Raw genomic sequence first — 17160 nt, 5'->3', positions numbered from 1 at the left:
CATGCCCAACGGTTCGACACTGACTGTTGGAGTTCTACCCCGACTGAACTCCCGACGTTCGCTGGTCGGCCCGCTGGAGCCGGTCGTCTCTCGGACGTACCTCAGGCGGCTACGGCGATGCCGAAAGACGAGCGGCAGGAATCATCGTCGAATGGATACCTGACCGAGAAGCTGCTCCGCCGGGCGGTGCGCGACTGGGGCACAACCCACGCGCTACCGGCGGATGCGCTGGTGGAGCGCGGTCATCCGGCTATCGAGATCGGCGGCCGTGACCGCGGCGGCGCGGAGTTCCTCGGCGAAGTCGTCAGGGGCTTCGCCGTCGTACTTGTAGAACAGCTCGTGCTCCACGGCGGCCCAGAAGTCCATCGCGATCGTGCGCATCTGGATCTCGACCTTGACCTTCTCGACCCGGTCGGACAGGAACACCGGGATGCGCACGATCAGGTGGAGGCTGCGGTACCCGTTGGGCTTCGGCTCGGCGATGTAGTCCTTCGTGCGGACGATCTCCACGTCGTCCTGCTGCCCGAGCATCCGCGCGACCATGTACACGTCCGGCACGAACGGGCACACCACGCGGATCCCGGCGACGTCCTCGATGTGCTCGCGGATCGCTTCGATGCCCGGTGCGTGCCCCTTGCGCTGGAGCTTGCGCAGGATCGCCTCGGGCTGCTTGACCCGGCTGGTGATGTGCTCGATCGGGTCGTGCTGGTGGGCGAAGTCGAACTCCTCGGACAGGATGCGCAGCTTCGTCATCAGCTCGTCGACCGCAAACTTGTAGACCATCAGCTCCCGGCGCAGGTCACGCAGCACCGCGGCGGCATGGGGTTGGTCGAGGTCGTCGAGGACGGTCACCCCGCCAGCTTATGCGAGCGCGTGGCCCCTATCGAGGCGGCGACGACGCAGCACAACGCGACCCACTGCGGCGGGTGCAGGGATTCGCCGAGCACGACGAGCCCGGCCAGCGCGGCGACCGCCGGTTCGAGGCTCATCAGCACGCCGAACACCCGCGGCGGGATGCGGCGCAGCGCCTCCAGCTCCAGCGAGTACGGGATCACCGACGACAGCAGCGCCACCGCGAGCCCGATGACCAGGATCCACGGCGACAGCAGTTTCGCGCCCGTCTCCACGACACCGACCGGCATCGCGACCATCGCGGCGACGGCCATGCCGAGCGCGAGCCCGTTGCCCTCCGTCGTGCGCTTCCCGAGCGCCGCGCTGAGCAGGATGTACAGGCCCCAGCACGCGCCGGCCGCGAGCGCGAACAGCAGGCCGGCCAGCGACAGGTCGCCCCGCGTCTCGGCGAGCAGCACCACCCCACCCGCGGCGAGCAACGCCCACAGCGCGTCGACCAGGCGGCGGGACCCGGCCAGCGCCACCGCGAGCGGGCCGAGGAACTCGATGGTGACCGCGATGCCCTGCGGGATGCGGGCGAGCGCCTGGTAGAAGCTGAGGTTCATCAACCCGAGCACGACGCCGTACGCGAGCACCACCGGCCACCCGCGGCGGCCGAGCCGCACCGCGGGCCGCCACACGAGCAGCAGCACCAGCGCGGCGAAGAACAACCGCAGGGCGACGGTGCCCGCGGCACCGGCGACCGTGAAGAGCTGTTTCGCCAGCGACGCGCCCACCTGCACGCTGACGATCCCCACCAGGATCTGCAGCGGCGGCGGTACCGCGCCCAGCGCCCGGGCCGCGATCGCGAGCGGCCGCGCCCGCGGCACTGGATTGCCGAATTCGTTCACGTTCACCGAAACCACACCACGACGGTAGCCGGGGGGTACGACAGTTCCCGCACCGGAATATCCCTCCCGCACCCGTGGTTGTACGAGGCGGTCGGTGCGGTCCGTGTCCCCCGGGCCTCACCATTTCGCCGTCAGGGAATACCAGCCCGGCTGGAGCCCTGTTCGGACCTTTCGCCGAGAGGCGACCGCCGTACCGGCCACCGAACGTGAAAAGGCCCCTGGAACCGTGAGTGCCCAACGGTTCCAGGGGCCTTTCCCATCGGCTCAGCCGAAGCGGCCCGAGATGTAGTCCTCGGTGGCCTTCTCGTTGGGGTTGGAGAAGATCTTCTCCGTGTCGTTCAGCTCGACCAGCCGCCCGGGCTGGCCGATGCCGGCGAGGTTGAAGAACGCCGTCTGGTCGCTCACGCGAGCGGCCTGCTGCATGTTGTGCGTGACGATGACGATCGTGTAGTCCTTCTTCAGCTCACCGATCAGGTCCTCGATCGCGAGCGTCGAGATCGGGTCCAGCGCCGAGCACGGCTCGTCCATCAGCAGCACGTCCGGCCGCACGGCGATGGCGCGGGCGATGCACAGGCGCTGCTGCTGCCCGCCGGACAGGCCGCCGCCCGGCTTGTTCAGCCGGTCCTTGACCTCGTTCCACAGGTTCGCGCCCCGCAGCGCCCGCTCGGCGATCTCGTCGAGCTGCTTGCGGTTCTTCGTGCCGGCGAGCTTCAGCCCCGCCACCACGTTGTCCCGGATGGACATCGTGGGGAACGGGTTGGGGCGCTGGAACACCATGCCGATCGTGCGGCGCACCTGCACCGGGTCCACGTTCGCCGCGTAGATGTTCTCCCCGTCCAGCAGGACCTCGCCGTCCACCCGGGCGCCGGGGATCACCTCGTGCATCCGGTTGAGCGTGCGCAGCACGGTCGACTTGCCGCAGCCCGACGGACCGATGAACGCCGTGACGCTCCGCGGCGGCACCGACAGCGTGACGTTGTCCACGGCGTGGAACTTGCCGTAGTAGATGTTCAGATCCTTGACGTCGATTCGCTTTGCCATGGCGGATCAGCTCACTTCTTCTTCGGTGCGACCAGGCGGGAGACCACCGTGGCGACGAGGTTGATCAGGGCGATGATGAGGACCAGCGTCAGCGCGGCACCCCAGATGCGGTCGAACCCGACGCTGCCGGGTTCCATGCTGTTGGTCGCCCGCTCGTTGTTCATCAGCAGCGGCAGGGCGGCCTGCTCGTGGTTGAACAGGTCCCAGTTCACGTAGGCCGAGTACCCCACCAGCACCAGCAGCGGAGCGGTCTCGCCCATGACCCTGGCGAGCGCCATCATGATGCCGGAGATGATGCCGGACAACGCCGTGGGCAGCACGATCTTCATGATCGTCTTCCACTTCGGCACGCCCAGCGCGTACGAGGCCTCACGCAGGTCGTCGGGGACGATGCGGAGCATCTCCTCCGCCGACCGCACGACCACCGGGATCATCAGCAGCACCAGCGCCAGCGACACGGCGAACCCGCTGCGCGGCAGGCCCAGCGTGGTGATCCACAGCGCGTAGATGAACAGCGCGGCCACGATCGACGGGACACCGGAGAGGATGTCGACCATGAACGTGGTGACCTTGGCCAGCCTGCCGCCCCGGCCGTACTCGACCAGGTAGATCGCGACCAGCAGGCCGAGTGGGACCGCGATGACCGCGCACACCAGTCCCTGTTCCAGCGTGCCGATGATGGCGTGCAGCACGCCACCACCGACCTCGTCGGACAGGACCGAGCCGAAGTCCTGGGACCACCAGTTCGAGTAGGGGATGCGCTTGATGCCGTTCGCGATCACCGTGTAGAGCACCCACACGAGCGGCACCACGGCGATCAGGAACGACAGCCAGACCAGCACCGTGGCCAGGCCGTTGCGGACCTTCCGCCCGAGGCTGATCTGCTGGAAGGCCGGGGACAGTGCCGGCCGCTCGGTCTCGGAGAGCGTGCTCGTCATGCCTCAGTCGCCCTTCTTGTCGCCGATGATCGCCCGCGCGGCGAAGTTCACCGCGAAGGTGAGCACGAACAACACCAGACCGGATGCGATGTACGCCCCCGCCGACGTCGGGTTGTTGAACTCGCTCGCGTTGGTGGCGATCTGCGAGGCGAACGTCGCGCCACCGTCGAAGATCGACCAGTCGAAGTGCCCGCCCCGCGGGATGAACAGGATCACCGTGACGGCGATCGTCTCGCCGAGCGCGCGGCCGAGGCCCAGCATCGACGCGCCGATGTACCCGGCCTTGCCGAACGGCAGCACCGTGGTGCGGATGACCTCCCACCGGGTCGCGCCGAGCGCCAGCGCGCCCTCGATGTGCGCGACCGGGGTGCGCTCGAACACCTCGCGGGACAGCGACGTGATGATCGGCAGCAGCATCACCGCGAGCACGATGCCCGCGGTGAAGATCGTGCCCGAGAAGTTCGGGTACACGTTGCCGGTGCCGAAGACGGGGATGAACCCGAAGACGTCGTTGATCCACTGGGAGACCGGCGAGAGCACCGGCGCGAGCACGAGGATGCCCCACAGACCGAAGATGATCGACGGCACCGCGGCGAGCAGGTCGATGATGTACGCGAAGGGCCGGGCGAGCCGGCGCGGCGCGTACTGCGTCAGGAACAACGCGATGCCCAGCGAGATCGGCATCGCGAACACCAGCGCCACGATCGAGCTGTAGATCGTGACCAGCAGCAGGTCCAGGATGCCGAACCGCAGGTTGCTCGGGTCACCGGTCTCCCAGACGCGCGCGGTCAGGAAGTTGACGTTGTCCGCGGACAGCGCGGGGATGGCCTGCACGAGCAGGAAGATGCCGATCAGCCCGATCAGCGCCACGACGAGGACGCCGGCGCCCGTGGTCAGGTTCTTGAAGATGCGATCGCCCGGCCGGACCTTGGTCCGGCTCTGAGTCACTGGTTGCGCCGAAATCGTGGCCTCCGGGGGTCTAGGGACGACGACGGACGCCCACCGGGGTCACCGGTGGGCGTCCGCGTCGCGATTGCCTCGCTCATCGAGTTTTTCTTCGGTCCTGGTGGCCGGAGTACCTCAGGAGATGGCGTTGACCGCGGTCAGCACCTTGTCCTGCAGGCTCTGCGGCAGCGGCACGAAGCCCTTGTCCGCGATCGGCTGCTGCGCCGTGGTGGCCGCGACCGTCAGGAACGCCTTGAGCGCCTTGGTGGTCTCGGCGTCGTAGCCCTTCGAGCAGACGATCTCGTAGGTCGCCAGCAGCAGCGGGTACGCACCCGGGGTGTTGGCGGCGTAGATCTTGTCGAGGTCCATCGCCAGGTCGTTGGTGCCGGGCGCCTTGAACACGGCCGCGTCGAGCGCCTTGCCGACGTTGGACGGGGTCAGCTCGACCGCGCCGGAGCCGCTGTCGATCTTCGCCGCGGTCAGGCCGTCCTTGACGTAGGAGGACTCGACGTAGCCGATCGCGCCGTCGGCCGCGCGGACGGCCGAAGCGACGCCGTTCGACTGGGCCGCACCGTTGCCGACGCCGCCCTTGAAGGCCTTGCCGGTGCCCTGGGTCCACGCGCCCTTGCCGGCGGCGGCCAGGTAGTGCTGGAAGTTGTCGGTCGTGCCCGACTCGTCCGAGCGCGAGACCACCTGGATCGGCTTGCTGGGCAGGTTCACGCCGGGGTTGGCCGCCTTGAGCGCGGGGTCGTCCCAGGTCTTGATCTGACCGTTGAAGATCTTGGCGGCGAGCTCGCCCGTCAGGGTCAGCGAGGGGACGCCGTCCAGCTTGTAGGCGATCGCGATCGGGCCGACGACCATCGGCAGGTTCCACGCCGGGTTGCCGTCGCAGCGGGTCTTCGCCGCGTCCACGTCGGCGCCCGACAGCGCCGAGTCAGAACCGCCGAAGTCGACCTGCTTGGCGTTGAACTGCCGCACGCCGGCGCCGGAGCCGGTCGCGTTGTAGTTGACGACCTGGCCCGAGCACGCCTTGGCGTACTGCTGGGCGAAGACGTCCATCGCGGTCTTCTGGGCGGTCGAGCCCTCTCCGGAGAGGGGGGTCTTGCCGCCGCAGGCCACCTGCGCGGTGCCGGTCGGGGCGGTGGCCGCGCCGGAGGTCTGGGCGCCGCTGTTGTTCGCCGCCGGGTCGGAGCTGCACGCCGCAAGAGCGAGGGCCGCGCTCGCCACGATGCCGACGGCGCCCATGGGCCGCAGAATCTTCACTGTCATGTCCTCCGCTGTCTGAGCATTCCGAAACGGACACTAGGCAGACAGGGTGGCCGGGTGGCCGTGAACAGGTGAACGCAAAGTGAACAAGGGGGCCGGAACCGCGTGGTGTGCACCACCGCGAGGCTCTCGTGTCCTAGCTGTGACCAGCGGGTTTGCCGACCGTGACGGCTCGTTGGCGTGGCGTTAACCCGCTCCGCGATGCGGTCACCGTCCGTATTGGACGTCTACAGCGAACCGGGTGAACCCGAGCCGCTGGTACACGGCGAGTGCTGGCGCATTGTCACCTTCGACGTAGAGGATGACGTGCTTCAGCCCGCGGTCCCTCAGGTGGCGCAGCCCGGCCAGCGTCAGCGCCTTGCCCAGTCCACCGCCCTGCGCCGCCGGGTCGACACCGACGACGTAGACCTCCCCGACGGGCTCGCCGTCGAACTGGTTCGGATCGGCCGGGTGCACCTTCGTCCAGTGGAAGCCGATGACCCGCCCGTCACGCTCGGCGAGGAAGAAACCGGCCGGGTCGAACCAGTCCTCGGCCTCGGTGGCGCGCAGCTCGGCGACGGTCAGCGCGCCCTGCTCGGGGTGCCAGTCGAAGGCACGGGCGTTGACGTCGATGACGGCCTGCTCGTCCTGCCCCGGTACGAACGTGCGCACCGCGACGCCTCCGGGCAACGAGGGTTCCGGCCAGTCGCGGACCTCGGTGTGCAGCACCAGCAGTTCACGTGCCCGGCGCAGACCCACGTGCTCGGCGATCCTGGCCGCCGCCGGGTGGTCGCCGTGCGCCCACACGCGCAGCTCCGCCGTGCCCGCCTTGGCGACGAGCGCTTCGGTCAGCCGGGTGCCCACGCCGCGCCGCCGCAGCTCCGGGTGGACGATCAGCTCCGCCACCTGGCGGCCGAACGAGTCGCCCGCGGTGTCGAGGTGCGCGTAGCCCGCCGGCCGGCCGTCGAGACGGCCCAGCAGGTGCAGACCACCGGAGAACTCGCCGGGCAGCGGGCCCTCGGCGTCGACCTCCGGGCGCCCGTCGGCCCGGCGGGCGGCGAGCAGCAGCTCACGCACCTCGCGCACGGCGGTTTCGTCGAGTTCGTCGGCCCACACCAGGTTCAGCACGGGTCCGACGCTACTACTGCGCGGAGACCTCGCTCGGCAGATCCGTGGCGTCGAACGACAGCGACGCGACACCCGGCTTCGGCGCGCCCTTCGCGGGCCGCTCGAACTTGTAGCCGACGTTGCGCACGGTGCCGATCATCTGCTCGTGCTCGGGGCCGAGCTTCGCGCGCAGCCGCCGGACGTGCACGTCGACCGTCCGCGTGCCACCGAAGAAGTCGTAGCCCCAGACCTCCTGCAGCAGCTGGGCGCGGGTGAACACGCGGCCGGCGTGCTGGGCGAGGTACTTGAGCAGCTCGAACTCCTTGTAGGTCAGTTCGAGCGTGCGCCGGCGCAGCCGCGCGGTGTAGGTGGCCTCGTCGATGACCAGCTCACCGACCCGCAGCTCGGCGTCGACCTGGGTCGCCCCGCCGTCCCGCGTGGTGGCCAGCCGCAGCCGGGCGTCCACCTCGGCGGGGCCCGCGGTGGGCAGCAGGATGTCGTCGGTGCGCCACTCGGCGCTGACCGCGACCAGCCCGCCCTCGCCGACGACGGCGATGATCGGGGTGCCCGCCTCCTCCTCGCCGGTGCCCTTGAGCAGCCGGCACAGGCTCTTGGCCGAGGCGAGATCGGTGCGCGCGTCCAGCAGGATCACGTCGCGGTGCCCGGCATCCAGGAGTGCTGTGACTTCCGGTGCCCGCACGCGTACGGTGTGGGGCAGCAGGTCCAGGGCCGGCAGCACTGAGGTGGCGTCCGCCTCCGGAGTGAGAACGAGCAGGTCCAGGCTCATCGCCGCACCGCCTTCTGATAGATCGTAGCCTTGGGCGCCCCCGGTCGGTGTTCGACAAGAGTAACTGGCGAACAGCCGGAACACCTCCCCCCTGCCGTGCTCGTCACACTGACGTCACACTGGGGACCCATATCGTCGAGTGGCGCGAAGAGCAGTCTTCCGACAGATCGGATACGTAGAGTGAGCAGGCCTGGAACCCAGGATCGCACCGTGTCACCGGCCGCGGGCAACCGCCGCGGCCGGCGGGCGCGCCGGATCGTCATCAGCCTCGTCGTGCTGGCCGCACTGCTGGTCGGGGCCGACTTCGGGCTCGCGGCGTTCGCGGAGCACACGGTGTCGCAGAAGGCGCGCGAGCAGCTGCAGCTGACCGACGACCCGTCCGTGACGATCCACGGGTTCCCCTTCACCACGCAGGCGCTGGGCGGGGACTACCGCCACATCTCGCTGTCCGCGTCCGGCGTGCCGATCAAGGACCTGCAGGACGTCGGCGTCAACGCCGAGCTCAGGGACGTCGCCGCGCCGCTGTCGGACCTGGTGAACGGCAACACCGACGCGATCACCATCGGGCAGCTGGAGGCGCAGGTCACGATCAAGGCCAGCGACCTGGCGCGGATCGACCCGCTGACCAAGATCCAGGACCTGCGCATCGAACCGTCGAGCATCGAGTACGTGCGCACCGGGCAGGACAGCACCGACCAGGAGACGCGGCAGGCCGAGGAGCAGGACAAGTCGAGGGCGGGCATCCGGGTCTCCGGCACCGTCCAGATCGCCGGGCAGGAGCTGGAGATCTTCTGCTTCGCGCTCATCGAGCTGCACGGCACGCAGATCGACATCGTGCCGGAACGGCTGCAGTACGGGAATGACAAGGAGACGACGGTCGTTCCCCAGTCAGTGCAGAAGGCTCTGCTGCCCGAGTTCAAGGCGAGCATCGACACCGGCAGCCTGCCGTTCGAGGTGACCCCGACGGCGGTCCAGGTGAACAGCGGTTCGGTGACGATCAAGGGCGAGGCGAAGAACGTGAAGTTCAGCGGGGCCACGGCGGGAAGGTGAGCTGATGGTCGGCGTCTGGGTCGTGCTGGGGGTACTGGTGCTCGGCGGGGTCGCCGGGGCGGTGCTCAAGGCGCGCAACGGCCGGATCGGGGCCGCGAAGGAGACCGAGCGGGCGCTGCCCGGCCCGGTCGCGGACGCGCTCGACCCGGACGCCGCGGTCACCCTCGTGCAGATCTCCACCACGTTCTGCGCGCCGTGCCGCCACACGAAGGCCGTGCTGGAGCCGCTCGCGGAGCGCACGGACGGCCTGCGTCACGTCGAGCTGGACGTGACGGACCAGCCGGAGGTCGCGCAGGCGCTCGGCGTGCTGCGCACCCCGACCACGCTCGCCTTCTCACCCGCTGGGAAGGAGCTGCTCCGCATCAGCGGGGTGCCCAAGGGCCCCGCGGTGCTGGAAGCCCTGGAAGAGCACCTTCCCGCCGCGTCAAGCCGTCCCACCCAGTGAACGTGGTTCCCAGCAGGAGGACGCGCTGGGTACTCTGAACGGCGTGACGACGACCCTGCTGACGCAACGTCGCGCGGTGGACCTCTGCCGCGTGCGCAGCAGCCTGTGTCACTTCTGACGACGAGTCCCGCCTGAAGCGGCTCGTCCACCCCCGGTTCCGCAGTCCGTTCCACTCGCGCGCGTGCGCGCTCGTCCGGGAGGTCCGATGTCAGCAGGCCCAGCAGTCGATCCCCGCGGTCCGCGGTTCGCCGCCGCCGTCACCACCGTCGTCCTCGCCGTCGTGCTGGTCACCGGCTGGTGGCCGCTGCTCGCGGCGCAGACGGTCGTGTTCGCGATCGGTGCGTTCGTCGGCCTCAAACCCGCGCCGTACTCGGTCCTCTACCGCTACCTCGTCGCGCCGCGGCTGGCTCCGACGAGCGAGCGCGAGGACGCGGCGCCGCTGCGGTTCGCGCAGACCGTCGGGTTCGTGTTCGCGCTGGTCGGCACGATCGGTTACGCGTCGGGGGTGACCGTGCTGGGCATCGTCGCGACGGCGTTCGCCCTGCTCGCGGCGTTCCTGAACGCGGCGTTCAACTTCTGCCTCGGCTGCGAGGTGTACCTGCTGTTCCGGCGGGTCGCCCCGTCGGCCCGTCAAGCGTCCTAACAGTCCACCCAAGAGAAGAAGAAAGAGAGTCCGCTCAAATGAGCCGTGAAGACGTCCTGGTCACGACGCAGTGGGCCGAGGAGAACCTGGACACCCCCGGCGTGGTCTTCGCCGAGGTGGACGAGGACACGACCGCCTACGACGGTGGCCACATCCGCGGTGCCGTCAAGATCGACTGGAAGACCGAGCTGCAGGACCCGGTGCGCCGCGACTTCGTGGACCGCGCCGGTTTCGAGGCGCTGCTGTCCGAGAAGGGCATCTCGAACGACGACCTGGTGGTCCTGTACGGCGGCAACAACAACTGGTTCGCCGCGTACGCGTACTGGTACTTCAAGCTCTACGGCCACGACAAGGTCAAGCTGCTCGACGGCGGCCGCAAGAAGTGGGAGCTCGACGGCCGCGAGCTGACCACCGACGAGGTCAAGCGCGAGCGCACCACGTACACCGCGAAGGAGCCGGACACCTCGATCCGCGCCTTCCGCGACGAGGTCGTCGACGCGATCGGCACGAAGAACCTGGTCGACGTGCGCTCGCCCGACGAGTTCTCCGGCAAGCTGCTGGCCCCGGCGCACCTGCCGCAGGAGTCGGCGCAGCGCGGCGGCCACATCCCGTCGGCGCTGAACGTGCCGTGGGCCAAGACCGCCAACGAGGACGGCACCTTCAAGTCCGCCGAGGAGCTGAAGGAGCTGTACAGCGAGGCGGGGCTGGACACGTCCAAGGCGACCATCGCCTACTGCCGCATCGGCGAGCGCTCCAGCCACACCTGGTTCGCGCTGCACGAGCTGCTGGGCCTGCCGGACGTGAAGAACTACGACGGTTCGTGGACGGAGTACGGCTCGCTCGTCGGCGTGCCGATCGAGACCGGAACGGGGAAGTGACGATGAGTGCTGACGGTTGCGGCGCGCCGGTCCAGACGGCGACGCCCGCGGACATCGACACCCAGGGCCAGGTCGTGGTGGCCGGCAAGGTGATCGGCAACGACGGCCCGCTGGGCGGCGCGTACGTGCGCCTGCTCAACGGTGACGGCGACTTCGCGGGCGAGGTCCAGGCCTCCCCGGAGGGCGACTTCCGGTTCTACGCCGCGCCCGGCGACTGGAAGGTGCGTGCGCTGCACCGCGCGGGCAACGGTGAGGCCTCCGTGACGGCGGAGGGTCCCGGCCTGCACCAGGTGGCCATCTCGGTCGCCTGACGATCATCGGGAAAGGCCACCGGCGCCGCGGCGCCGGTGGCCTTTTTCCGTGAGCGCCCGCAGTTCCGGGCACGAGGCCACCGGGTCCTCGCGGGGGCAGTCCAGGAAGTGCTCGAGGAAGTCCGCCGCCCGGTCGAGGACGGCCTGCTGCTCGCGGACCGTGTCGAGGCGCCCCCGGACGGCGGCGCGCCAGTCCTCGCCGCGGCCGGGCCCGTGCAGGAGCGCGGAGATCTCGTCCAGGCTCAGCAAACCCGTGTCCTGCAACAGCTTCGCGACGGCGAGCCGGTGCAGCTCCGGCTCGCCGTAGACGCGTTTGCCCGCCCGGCGTCCGACCGGGCGCACGAGGCCGCGCTCGTCCCAGTAGCGCAGGGCCGACACCGCGAGCCCGAGCTTCGCGGCAACCTCACCGATGGACCACATGCGTCCAGTTGACCTCAAGCCGGCTTGAGCCTCCAGGCTGTCGGCATGACTGGAACGAAAACCGTTACCAAGAAGGCGATGCTCGTCGCCGTCCTGCTCGCGACGTTCATGGCCATGCTGGACGCGAGCGTCGTCACGCTCGCACTGCCCTCGATCGGCGGCTCGCTGGCCGGCCTCCAGTGGGTGCTCGACGGGTACGTGGTGGCGCTCGCGACGGTCATGCTCACCGGCGGCGCGCTGGGCGACCGCTACGGCCGCAAGAAGGCGTTCCTCGCCGGCCTGGTGGTGTTCACGCTCGCCTCGGCGGGTTGCGCGCTCGCCCCGGACACGGGCTGGCTCGTCGCCGCACGGGTGCTGCAGGGCGCGGGTGCCTCGGTGCTCGTGCCCGGCGGGCTCTCCCTCATCGCGCAGGCGTTCCCGGATCCCCGTGAGCGGGCCCGGATGCTCGGGATCGGCGGTCTGGTCGGTGGCCTCGGGTTCGTCGTCGGACCGCTGCTGGGCGGCCCGCTGACCGACGCGTTCGGCTGGCGCAGCATCTTCCTGCTCAACCTGCCGTTGGGCGTCGTCGCGCTCGTCGCCGGCCGCCGGGCCATCGAGGAGTCGGCCGACCCCGAGCACACGGCGCTGGACCCGGCGGGGCAGGTGCTCGCCGTCGCGTGGACGGGGCTGGTCGTCTACGCCGTGATCGAAGCGGGGCACGCGGGCTGGGCGGATGCCACGGTGCTGTGCTGCCTGGCCGCCGGGCTGCTCTGCCTCGCCGCGTTCGTCGCGGTGGAACGGCGGTCGCCGCGGCCGATGCTGCCGGTCGCGTTGTTCCGCCGTGCGGCCTTCTCGGTCGTCAACGTCGCTTCCTTCGTGCTCGGCGCGGCGTCCTACGGCGGATATTTCCTGCTCTCGCTCTACCTGCAGACCGTGCGGGGCGTGTCGGCCACCGAGGCGGGGCTGTGGTTCCTGCCGATGATGTCGGCGACGGCGCTGGCCTCGGTCCTCACCGGGCGCCTGCCGCACCGGGTGAGCCTGCTGGGCGGGTACGCGCTGTGCACGGTGGCGCTGCTGGCACTGCCGGTGCTGGACGCGTCGACGTCGTACCCGGTGCTCGTCGTCCTGTTCGTCCTGCTCGGCGCGGGGATGGGGCTCGCGCTGCCGCCCACCAACCTCGCCGCCATCGGGGCGGCGCCGCGCGAGCGGTCGGGGATCGCGTCGGCGACGGTGAACACGGCCCGGCAGACGGGGACCGCGCTCGGCATCGCGGTCCTCGGCACCGTGGCGTCGGCGACCGCGGACTTCGCCGCCGGGTTCGTGATCGCCGGCGTGGCGAGCGCGATCGTCACCGTGGCGCTCGCCACCACGGTGCGGGCGGGCTGAGCGAACTCCTGGAGGTTATTCTGCTCGACGTGGAAGCTCTCTTTACGACCCTGCTGGTGCTCGCCGGTGTCGCCGTCGTGTGGTTCACGATCTACGTCATCTACCGGCTGTACGCCGACCAGCGCTGAGACGAGGCCATGAGCAGCGGCGACGAAGCGATCCAAGCCGCCGAGGAGCGGGCGGCGAGTACCCGCGACCGCAACCTGCCCCAGTTCGAGGACCTGCCGATCCCCGGTGACACCGCGAACCTGCGCCAGGGCCCGAACCTCAACGACGCCTGCCTAGCGCTGTTGCCGCTGGTCGGCGTGTGGCGCGGCGAGGGCGAGATCAACTACTCCACGATGGAGAAGCCGGTCCGCTTCGCCCAGCAGCTCACGATCGCGCACGACGGCAGGCCGTTCCTCTACCATGAATCGCGCTCGTGGCTGCTCGATGACGAGGGCGCGGTGATCCGTCCCGCCGCCCGCGAGGTCGGCTGGTGGCGCCCGCAGGCCGACGACACGATCGAGCTGCTGCTCACGCACTCCAGCGGCATCATGGAGATCTTCTACGGCAAGCCGCGCAACCAGACCTCGTGGGAGCTGGGCACCGACGCGGTGGTCCGCACGGCCAGCGCCAAGGAGGTCACCGGCGCGCAGCGGCTGTACGGCCTGGTCAACAACGGCGACCTCGGGTACGTCGAGGAGCGGGCCATGGTGGGCGAGCCGATGCAGCCGCACGTTTCCGCCTACCTGCGGCGCGTGGTCGGCTAGTGCGCTGGCTGCCCTACGGGCCGCACGCCGCGCTCGTCGAGTGCGGTTCGCTGAGCGAGATGAGCGCGGTCAGGGCGACCGTCGCCGCCGCGCGGCTGCCGGACGTCGTCGAGATCGTGCCGGGCGCCCGCTCGGTGCTGGTCGTCGCGCGACCGGGGACCGGGGCGCTGCAGGAGGCGCGGCAGGCGGTCGAGGCCGCCGACCTGGCGCACCCGCCGAGCGCCGACCCGCGTGAGGTCGAGCTGGTCGTGCACTACGAGGGCGAGGACCTGCCGCTGGTCGCCGAAACCGCTGGCATCTCCGTCGAGGAGGTCGTCCGCCTGCACACGAGCGCCGAGTACACCGTGGCGTTCACGGGTTTCGCGCCGGGTTTCGCGTACCTCACCGGGCTGCCCGAGCCCCTGCGGCAGTCGCGTTTGGACACTCCGAGGACGAAGGTGCCCGCCGGATCGGTGGGTCTGGCCGGCGAGTTCACCGGGGTCTACCCGCGCTCGTCCCCCGGCGGCTGGCGGTTGCTGGGGCACACCGAAACCGTGTTGTTCGACCCGCGCGCGGAGCGCCCCGCGTTGCTCGCGCCCGGCGACCGCGTGCGCTTCCGGAGCGCGTCGTGAGGACGATCGAGATCGTCGAGCCGGGCCCCGCCGCGCTCGTCGAGGACCTCGGCAGGCCGGGCCACGCACACCTCGGCGTGCCGCCGTCCGGCGCGCTCGACGCGCCCGCGCTGCGGCTGGCGAACCGGCTGGTCGGCAACGACGAGGGCTGCGCCGGGATCGAGTCGCTCCTCGGCGGGATGGTCGTGCGCGCGGGTTCCTCGTGCACGGTCGCGGTGACCGGACCGCCGGTGCGGGTGGCCGTCGACGGCCGTGAGGTCGGCTCCCACACGCCTGTGCACCTGACCGCCGGGCAGCGGCTGGAAGTTTCGCCGCTCTCCGCCGGACTTCGGTGCTACCTGGCGGTTTCCGGCGGTATCGTGGTCGAACCCGAGCTGGGCAGCCGTTCCCGTGACGTGCTCTCGGGCATCGGGCCCGAGCCGCTGAAGGCCGGGGACGTGCTGCCGCTGGGCGAAGCGCGGGGCATCCCCACCGGGGAGGACGAGCTGGCCGCGCTGCGGCCGCCGGAGGAGCTGGTGGTGCCCGTGCACCTGGGCCCGCGTGACGACTGGTTCGCCGAACCGGCGGCACAGCTGGCCGTGCCGTGGACCGTCACCCCGGAATCCAACCGCGTCGGCCTGCGCCTCGACGGCGCCCCGCTGCGGCGTGCGCGCGAGGGCGAGCTGCCGAGCGAAGGCCTGATCACCGGCGCGATCCAGGTGCCGCCCAGCGGACTGCCCGTCGTGTTCCTCGCCGATCACCCGACCACCGGGGGCTACCCGGTCATCGGGGTCGTGGCGCCGGGGGCGCTGCCCGCCCTCGCGCAGGCGCGCCCCGGCACCACCGTGCGCTTCCGCGCTCAGGCGTAGACGTCCTCGTACGCCTTCGCCAGTTCCGCGTGCACCGCGCTGGAGTCGGGCAGTCGCTCGCCGTCGAGCGTGTGCACCCTGGTCAGCTTCCGCACGGACGATGCCAGGAACAGCCCGTCGTTGTCCCGCAGGTCCTCCGCCGTCAGGGGTTCGATCTTGGTCGTCCAGCCCGCCCGTTCGGCGCCGCGGAACACCGCGGCCTGCGTCGTGCCGGGCAGGATGCCGATGGTCGCCGGCGGCGTGTACAGCGTGCGGCCCCGCGCGATGATCACGTTCGACGTCGGGCCTTCGAGCACCGAACCGTCTGTCGCCAGGAACACCACGTCGTCCGCGCCGCGGCGGGCCGCCTCGCGCCCGGCGGCCATGTTGACCGCGTAGGACAGGGACTTCGCGCCCAGCAGCAGCCACGGCGCGCGCTCGGCCTGCCCCGGGTCGATGCCGCGCTCCAGCGTCACGACGGAAACACCCTCGGCGCGGGCCTGCTTGATCTTCTCGCCGATCGGGATGGCCAGCACGAACGCGGTGGGCTTGGCCTCGGGATCACCGTCGACACCGCGGCTGTAGACCAGCTTGATCGCGCACTCGTCCCCGCCGGTCCAGTTGTCCAGCACCAGCCGGACCGTGCGCTCGAACGCCGCGTCGTCCGGCTCCGGCAGGTCGAGCATCGACGCGGAGCGGGCCAGCCGGTCGAGGTGCGGGCGCAGCTCCCGAGGCTGCCCGCCCACGGCGAGCACGGTCTCGAAGATGCCGTCGCCGCGCTGGACGCTCAGGTCGTCGACCCGGATGTGCGGGTCCTCCGGGTTCGCGAGGGTTCCGTCGAGGAAAGCGAGTACGCGCATGGGGTCACCGTACTCACCTAACATCGGAGGCATGACGTACTTGTCGCCGCTCCTCGAGGCTCCTGGCGCGGTCGCCGCCCCGGACGGCAACCCGGAACAGGGGGTGCCCTGGCACTGGGGTGACCCGTTCGCCGAGCAGCGCACCGCCACCCGCGGTGTCGCCGTCGTGGACCGCTCGCACCGCGAGGTGCTGAAGGTGGCGGGGCCGGAGCGGTTGTCGTGGCTGCACCTGGTGATCTCGCAGCACGTCACGGAACTCGCCGAGGGCAGCGGCACCGAGGCGCTGGTGCTCGACAGCCAGGGCCACATCGACACGCACATGGTCCTCGCCCACGTCGGCGAGGCCGTGTACCTCGACTCCGACCCGGGCGCGAAGGCGACGAGCGCGTTGCCGAAGGGCGGGCCGCAGACGCTGCGGGAGTACCTGGAGGCCATGAAGTTCTGGTCGAAGGTCGAGATCTCCGACGTCACGGGTGAGCTCGCGGTGCTGACCCTGCTGGGCCCGGAGACCGACCGCGTGCTGTCCGCTTTGGACATTTCGCTGGGCGCGGAGCCGTACGCGGTGTCACCGCTGGAGGGCGGGTTCGCCCGGCGAATGCCCTGGCCGGGGCGGTCGAGCGTGGACCTCGTGGTGCCGAGGGCTGAGCTGGCCGGCTGGTGGCGGCGGATCACCGACGCGGGTGCGCGCCCGGCGGGCAGCTGGGCGTTCGACGCGCTGCGCGTCGAGTCGCTGCGGCCCCGGCTGGGCGTGGACACCGACGAGCGGACCATCCCGCACGAGGTCGGCTGGATCGGCTCGGCCGCGCACGTCGCCAAGGGCTGCTACCGGGGGCAGGAGACGGTGGCGAAGGTCTTCAACGTCGGCCGTCCCCCGCGCCTGATGGTGCTGCTGCACCTCGACGGTTCGCCCGAGGTCTACCCGGAGACCGGGGACCCGGTGCGCCTCGGCGAGCGGGTGGTGGGCCGCGTCGGCAGCGTGGCGCAGCACCACGAGCTGGGCCCGGTGGCGTTGGCGCTGCTCAAGCGGTCGACGCCGATGGAAGCCGAACTGCTGGCTGGCGACGAGGACAGGGTGGTGCAGGCCGCCGTCGACCCGGACTCGGTACCGGCCGAACACGTGGGTGCGGGCCGGGAGGCCGCGGCGCGACTGCGGGGCTGACCCGCCCTGGCGTCACGCCGCCCGATGGAGCAGG

General features: G+C 70.7%; 20 protein-coding genes. 10 read left to right on the top strand and 10 right to left on the bottom strand.

From position 1 onward, the window contains the following. Nucleotides 1-213 precede the first annotated feature (213 nt). The 8 genes from ABFX51_RS08430 to ABFX51_RS08395 form a co-directional block, all read right to left on the bottom strand. Nucleotides 214-852 (bottom strand): GTP pyrophosphokinase, encoded by a 639-nt coding sequence (locus ABFX51_RS08430; protein WP_091506376.1) that lies wholly within the window; start codon nucleotides 850-852, stop codon nucleotides 214-216. After that, a complete protein-coding gene (locus ABFX51_RS08425; protein WP_245783040.1) occupies nucleotides 849-1742 on the bottom strand; it encodes an EamA family transporter in 894 nt (297 codons plus the stop codon). Before ABFX51_RS08425 ends, ABFX51_RS08430 begins: the two co-directional genes overlap by 4 nt. 264 nt (nucleotides 1743-2006) lie before the next feature. Further along, nucleotides 2007-2783: a phosphate ABC transporter ATP-binding protein PstB gene (gene pstB, locus ABFX51_RS08420; protein ID WP_091506371.1), complete on the bottom strand. Its 777-nt coding sequence runs from the start codon at nucleotides 2781-2783 to the stop codon at nucleotides 2007-2009. Nucleotides 2784-2794: 11 nt separating this feature from the next. Then, on the bottom strand, nucleotides 2795-3721 hold the full coding sequence (gene pstA / locus ABFX51_RS08415; protein ID WP_346053254.1) for a phosphate ABC transporter permease PstA: 927 nt from the start codon (nucleotides 3719-3721) through the stop codon (nucleotides 2795-2797). 3 nt (nucleotides 3722-3724) lie between these two features. Continuing rightward, nucleotides 3725-4669, bottom strand: a complete 945-nt coding sequence (gene pstC, locus ABFX51_RS08410; protein ID WP_346053252.1) for a phosphate ABC transporter permease subunit PstC — start codon at nucleotides 4667-4669, stop codon at nucleotides 3725-3727. A 132-nt stretch (nucleotides 4670-4801) separates the two neighbouring features. Continuing rightward, nucleotides 4802-5929, bottom strand: coding sequence for a phosphate ABC transporter substrate-binding protein PstS (gene pstS, locus ABFX51_RS08405; RefSeq protein WP_346053564.1), 1128 nt, complete (start codon nucleotides 5927-5929; stop codon nucleotides 4802-4804). 210 nt (nucleotides 5930-6139) lie between these two features. Next, nucleotides 6140-7039 carry a mycothiol synthase gene (mshD, locus tag ABFX51_RS08400; protein WP_346053250.1) on the bottom strand — a complete coding sequence of 300 codons (900 nt, stop codon included), beginning with the start codon at nucleotides 7037-7039 and terminating at the stop codon, nucleotides 6140-6142. 13 nt (nucleotides 7040-7052) lie between these two features. Beyond that, a complete protein-coding gene (locus ABFX51_RS08395) occupies nucleotides 7053-7805 on the bottom strand; it encodes a response regulator transcription factor (RefSeq protein WP_091506361.1) in 753 nt (250 codons plus the stop codon). A 210-nt stretch (nucleotides 7806-8015) separates the two neighbouring features. On the opposite strand from ABFX51_RS08395, the gene ABFX51_RS08390 reads away from it, so the two are divergent. The 5 genes from ABFX51_RS08390 to ABFX51_RS08370 all read left to right on the top strand — a co-directional run bounded on the left by ABFX51_RS08390 (nucleotide 8016) and on the right by ABFX51_RS08370 (nucleotide 11132). After that, nucleotides 8016-8855: an LmeA family phospholipid-binding protein gene (locus ABFX51_RS08390; protein ID WP_245783023.1), complete on the top strand. Its 840-nt coding sequence runs from the start codon at nucleotides 8016-8018 to the stop codon at nucleotides 8853-8855. A gap of 4 nt (nucleotides 8856-8859) precedes the next feature. After that, a complete protein-coding gene (locus ABFX51_RS08385) occupies nucleotides 8860-9300 on the top strand; it encodes a TlpA family protein disulfide reductase (protein WP_091506359.1) in 441 nt (146 codons plus the stop codon). Nucleotides 9301-9505: 205 nt separating this feature from the next. Continuing rightward, nucleotides 9506-9943 carry a DUF4395 domain-containing protein gene (locus tag ABFX51_RS08380; RefSeq protein WP_091506356.1) on the top strand — a complete coding sequence of 146 codons (438 nt, stop codon included), beginning with the start codon at nucleotides 9506-9508 and terminating at the stop codon, nucleotides 9941-9943. Nucleotides 9944-9981: 38 nt separating this feature from the next. Beyond that, on the top strand, nucleotides 9982-10821 hold the full coding sequence (locus ABFX51_RS08375) for a sulfurtransferase (protein ID WP_091506354.1): 840 nt from the start codon (nucleotides 9982-9984) through the stop codon (nucleotides 10819-10821). A gap of 2 nt (nucleotides 10822-10823) precedes the next feature. Beyond that, nucleotides 10824-11132 (top strand): DUF1416 domain-containing protein, encoded by a 309-nt coding sequence (locus tag ABFX51_RS08370; protein ID WP_091506352.1) that lies wholly within the window; start codon nucleotides 10824-10826, stop codon nucleotides 11130-11132. A gap of 3 nt (nucleotides 11133-11135) precedes the next feature. Here ABFX51_RS08370 and ABFX51_RS08365 read toward each other — a convergent pair whose 3' ends face one another. Continuing rightward, complete coding sequence (locus tag ABFX51_RS08365) at nucleotides 11136-11552, bottom strand: MerR family transcriptional regulator (RefSeq protein WP_091506349.1); 417 nt, start codon at nucleotides 11550-11552, stop codon at nucleotides 11136-11138. Between the two features lie 45 nt (nucleotides 11553-11597). Here ABFX51_RS08365 and ABFX51_RS08360 point away from each other — a divergent pair, with 45 nt between their 5' ends. From ABFX51_RS08360 to ABFX51_RS08345, 4 genes are all read left to right on the top strand, one after another. After that, entirely contained in the window at nucleotides 11598-12917 is a 1320-nt protein-coding gene (locus tag ABFX51_RS08360; RefSeq protein ID WP_346053246.1) for a DHA2 family efflux MFS transporter permease subunit, read from the top strand. Between the two features lie 137 nt (nucleotides 12918-13054). Continuing rightward, entirely contained in the window at nucleotides 13055-13669 is a 615-nt protein-coding gene (locus tag ABFX51_RS08355) for a heme-binding beta-barrel domain-containing protein (RefSeq protein ID WP_091506332.1), read from the top strand. After that, nucleotides 13669-14280 (top strand): 5-oxoprolinase subunit PxpB, encoded by a 612-nt coding sequence (gene pxpB / locus ABFX51_RS08350; protein WP_091506329.1) that lies wholly within the window; start codon nucleotides 13669-13671, stop codon nucleotides 14278-14280. Before ABFX51_RS08355 ends, pxpB begins: the two co-directional genes overlap by 1 nt. Next, a complete protein-coding gene (locus tag ABFX51_RS08345; protein WP_346053244.1) occupies nucleotides 14277-15128 on the top strand; it encodes a 5-oxoprolinase subunit C family protein in 852 nt (283 codons plus the stop codon). The genes pxpB and ABFX51_RS08345 overlap by 4 nt, the downstream gene beginning before the upstream one ends. Here the strand turns inward: ABFX51_RS08345 and ABFX51_RS08340 are convergent. Then, on the bottom strand, nucleotides 15119-15967 hold the full coding sequence (locus ABFX51_RS08340) for an aminodeoxychorismate lyase (RefSeq protein ID WP_346053242.1): 849 nt from the start codon (nucleotides 15965-15967) through the stop codon (nucleotides 15119-15121). The two genes, ABFX51_RS08345 and ABFX51_RS08340, sit on opposite strands and share 10 nt — an antisense overlap. A gap of 31 nt (nucleotides 15968-15998) precedes the next feature. Here ABFX51_RS08340 and ygfZ point away from each other — a divergent pair, with 31 nt between their 5' ends. Continuing rightward, nucleotides 15999-17126 carry a CAF17-like 4Fe-4S cluster assembly/insertion protein YgfZ gene (gene ygfZ / locus ABFX51_RS08335; RefSeq protein WP_346053240.1) on the top strand — a complete coding sequence of 376 codons (1128 nt, stop codon included), beginning with the start codon at nucleotides 15999-16001 and terminating at the stop codon, nucleotides 17124-17126. Nucleotides 17127-17160: the final 34 nt, after the last annotated feature.

It is taken from the genome of Amycolatopsis dongchuanensis (genome assembly GCF_039542405.1).
GTDB classification, from domain to species: domain Bacteria; phylum Actinomycetota; class Actinomycetes; order Mycobacteriales; family Pseudonocardiaceae; genus Amycolatopsis_E; species Amycolatopsis_E sacchari.
The sequence above is the reverse complement of the archived record's forward strand: the minus strand, read 5'-3'. Positions and strand labels throughout refer to the sequence as shown.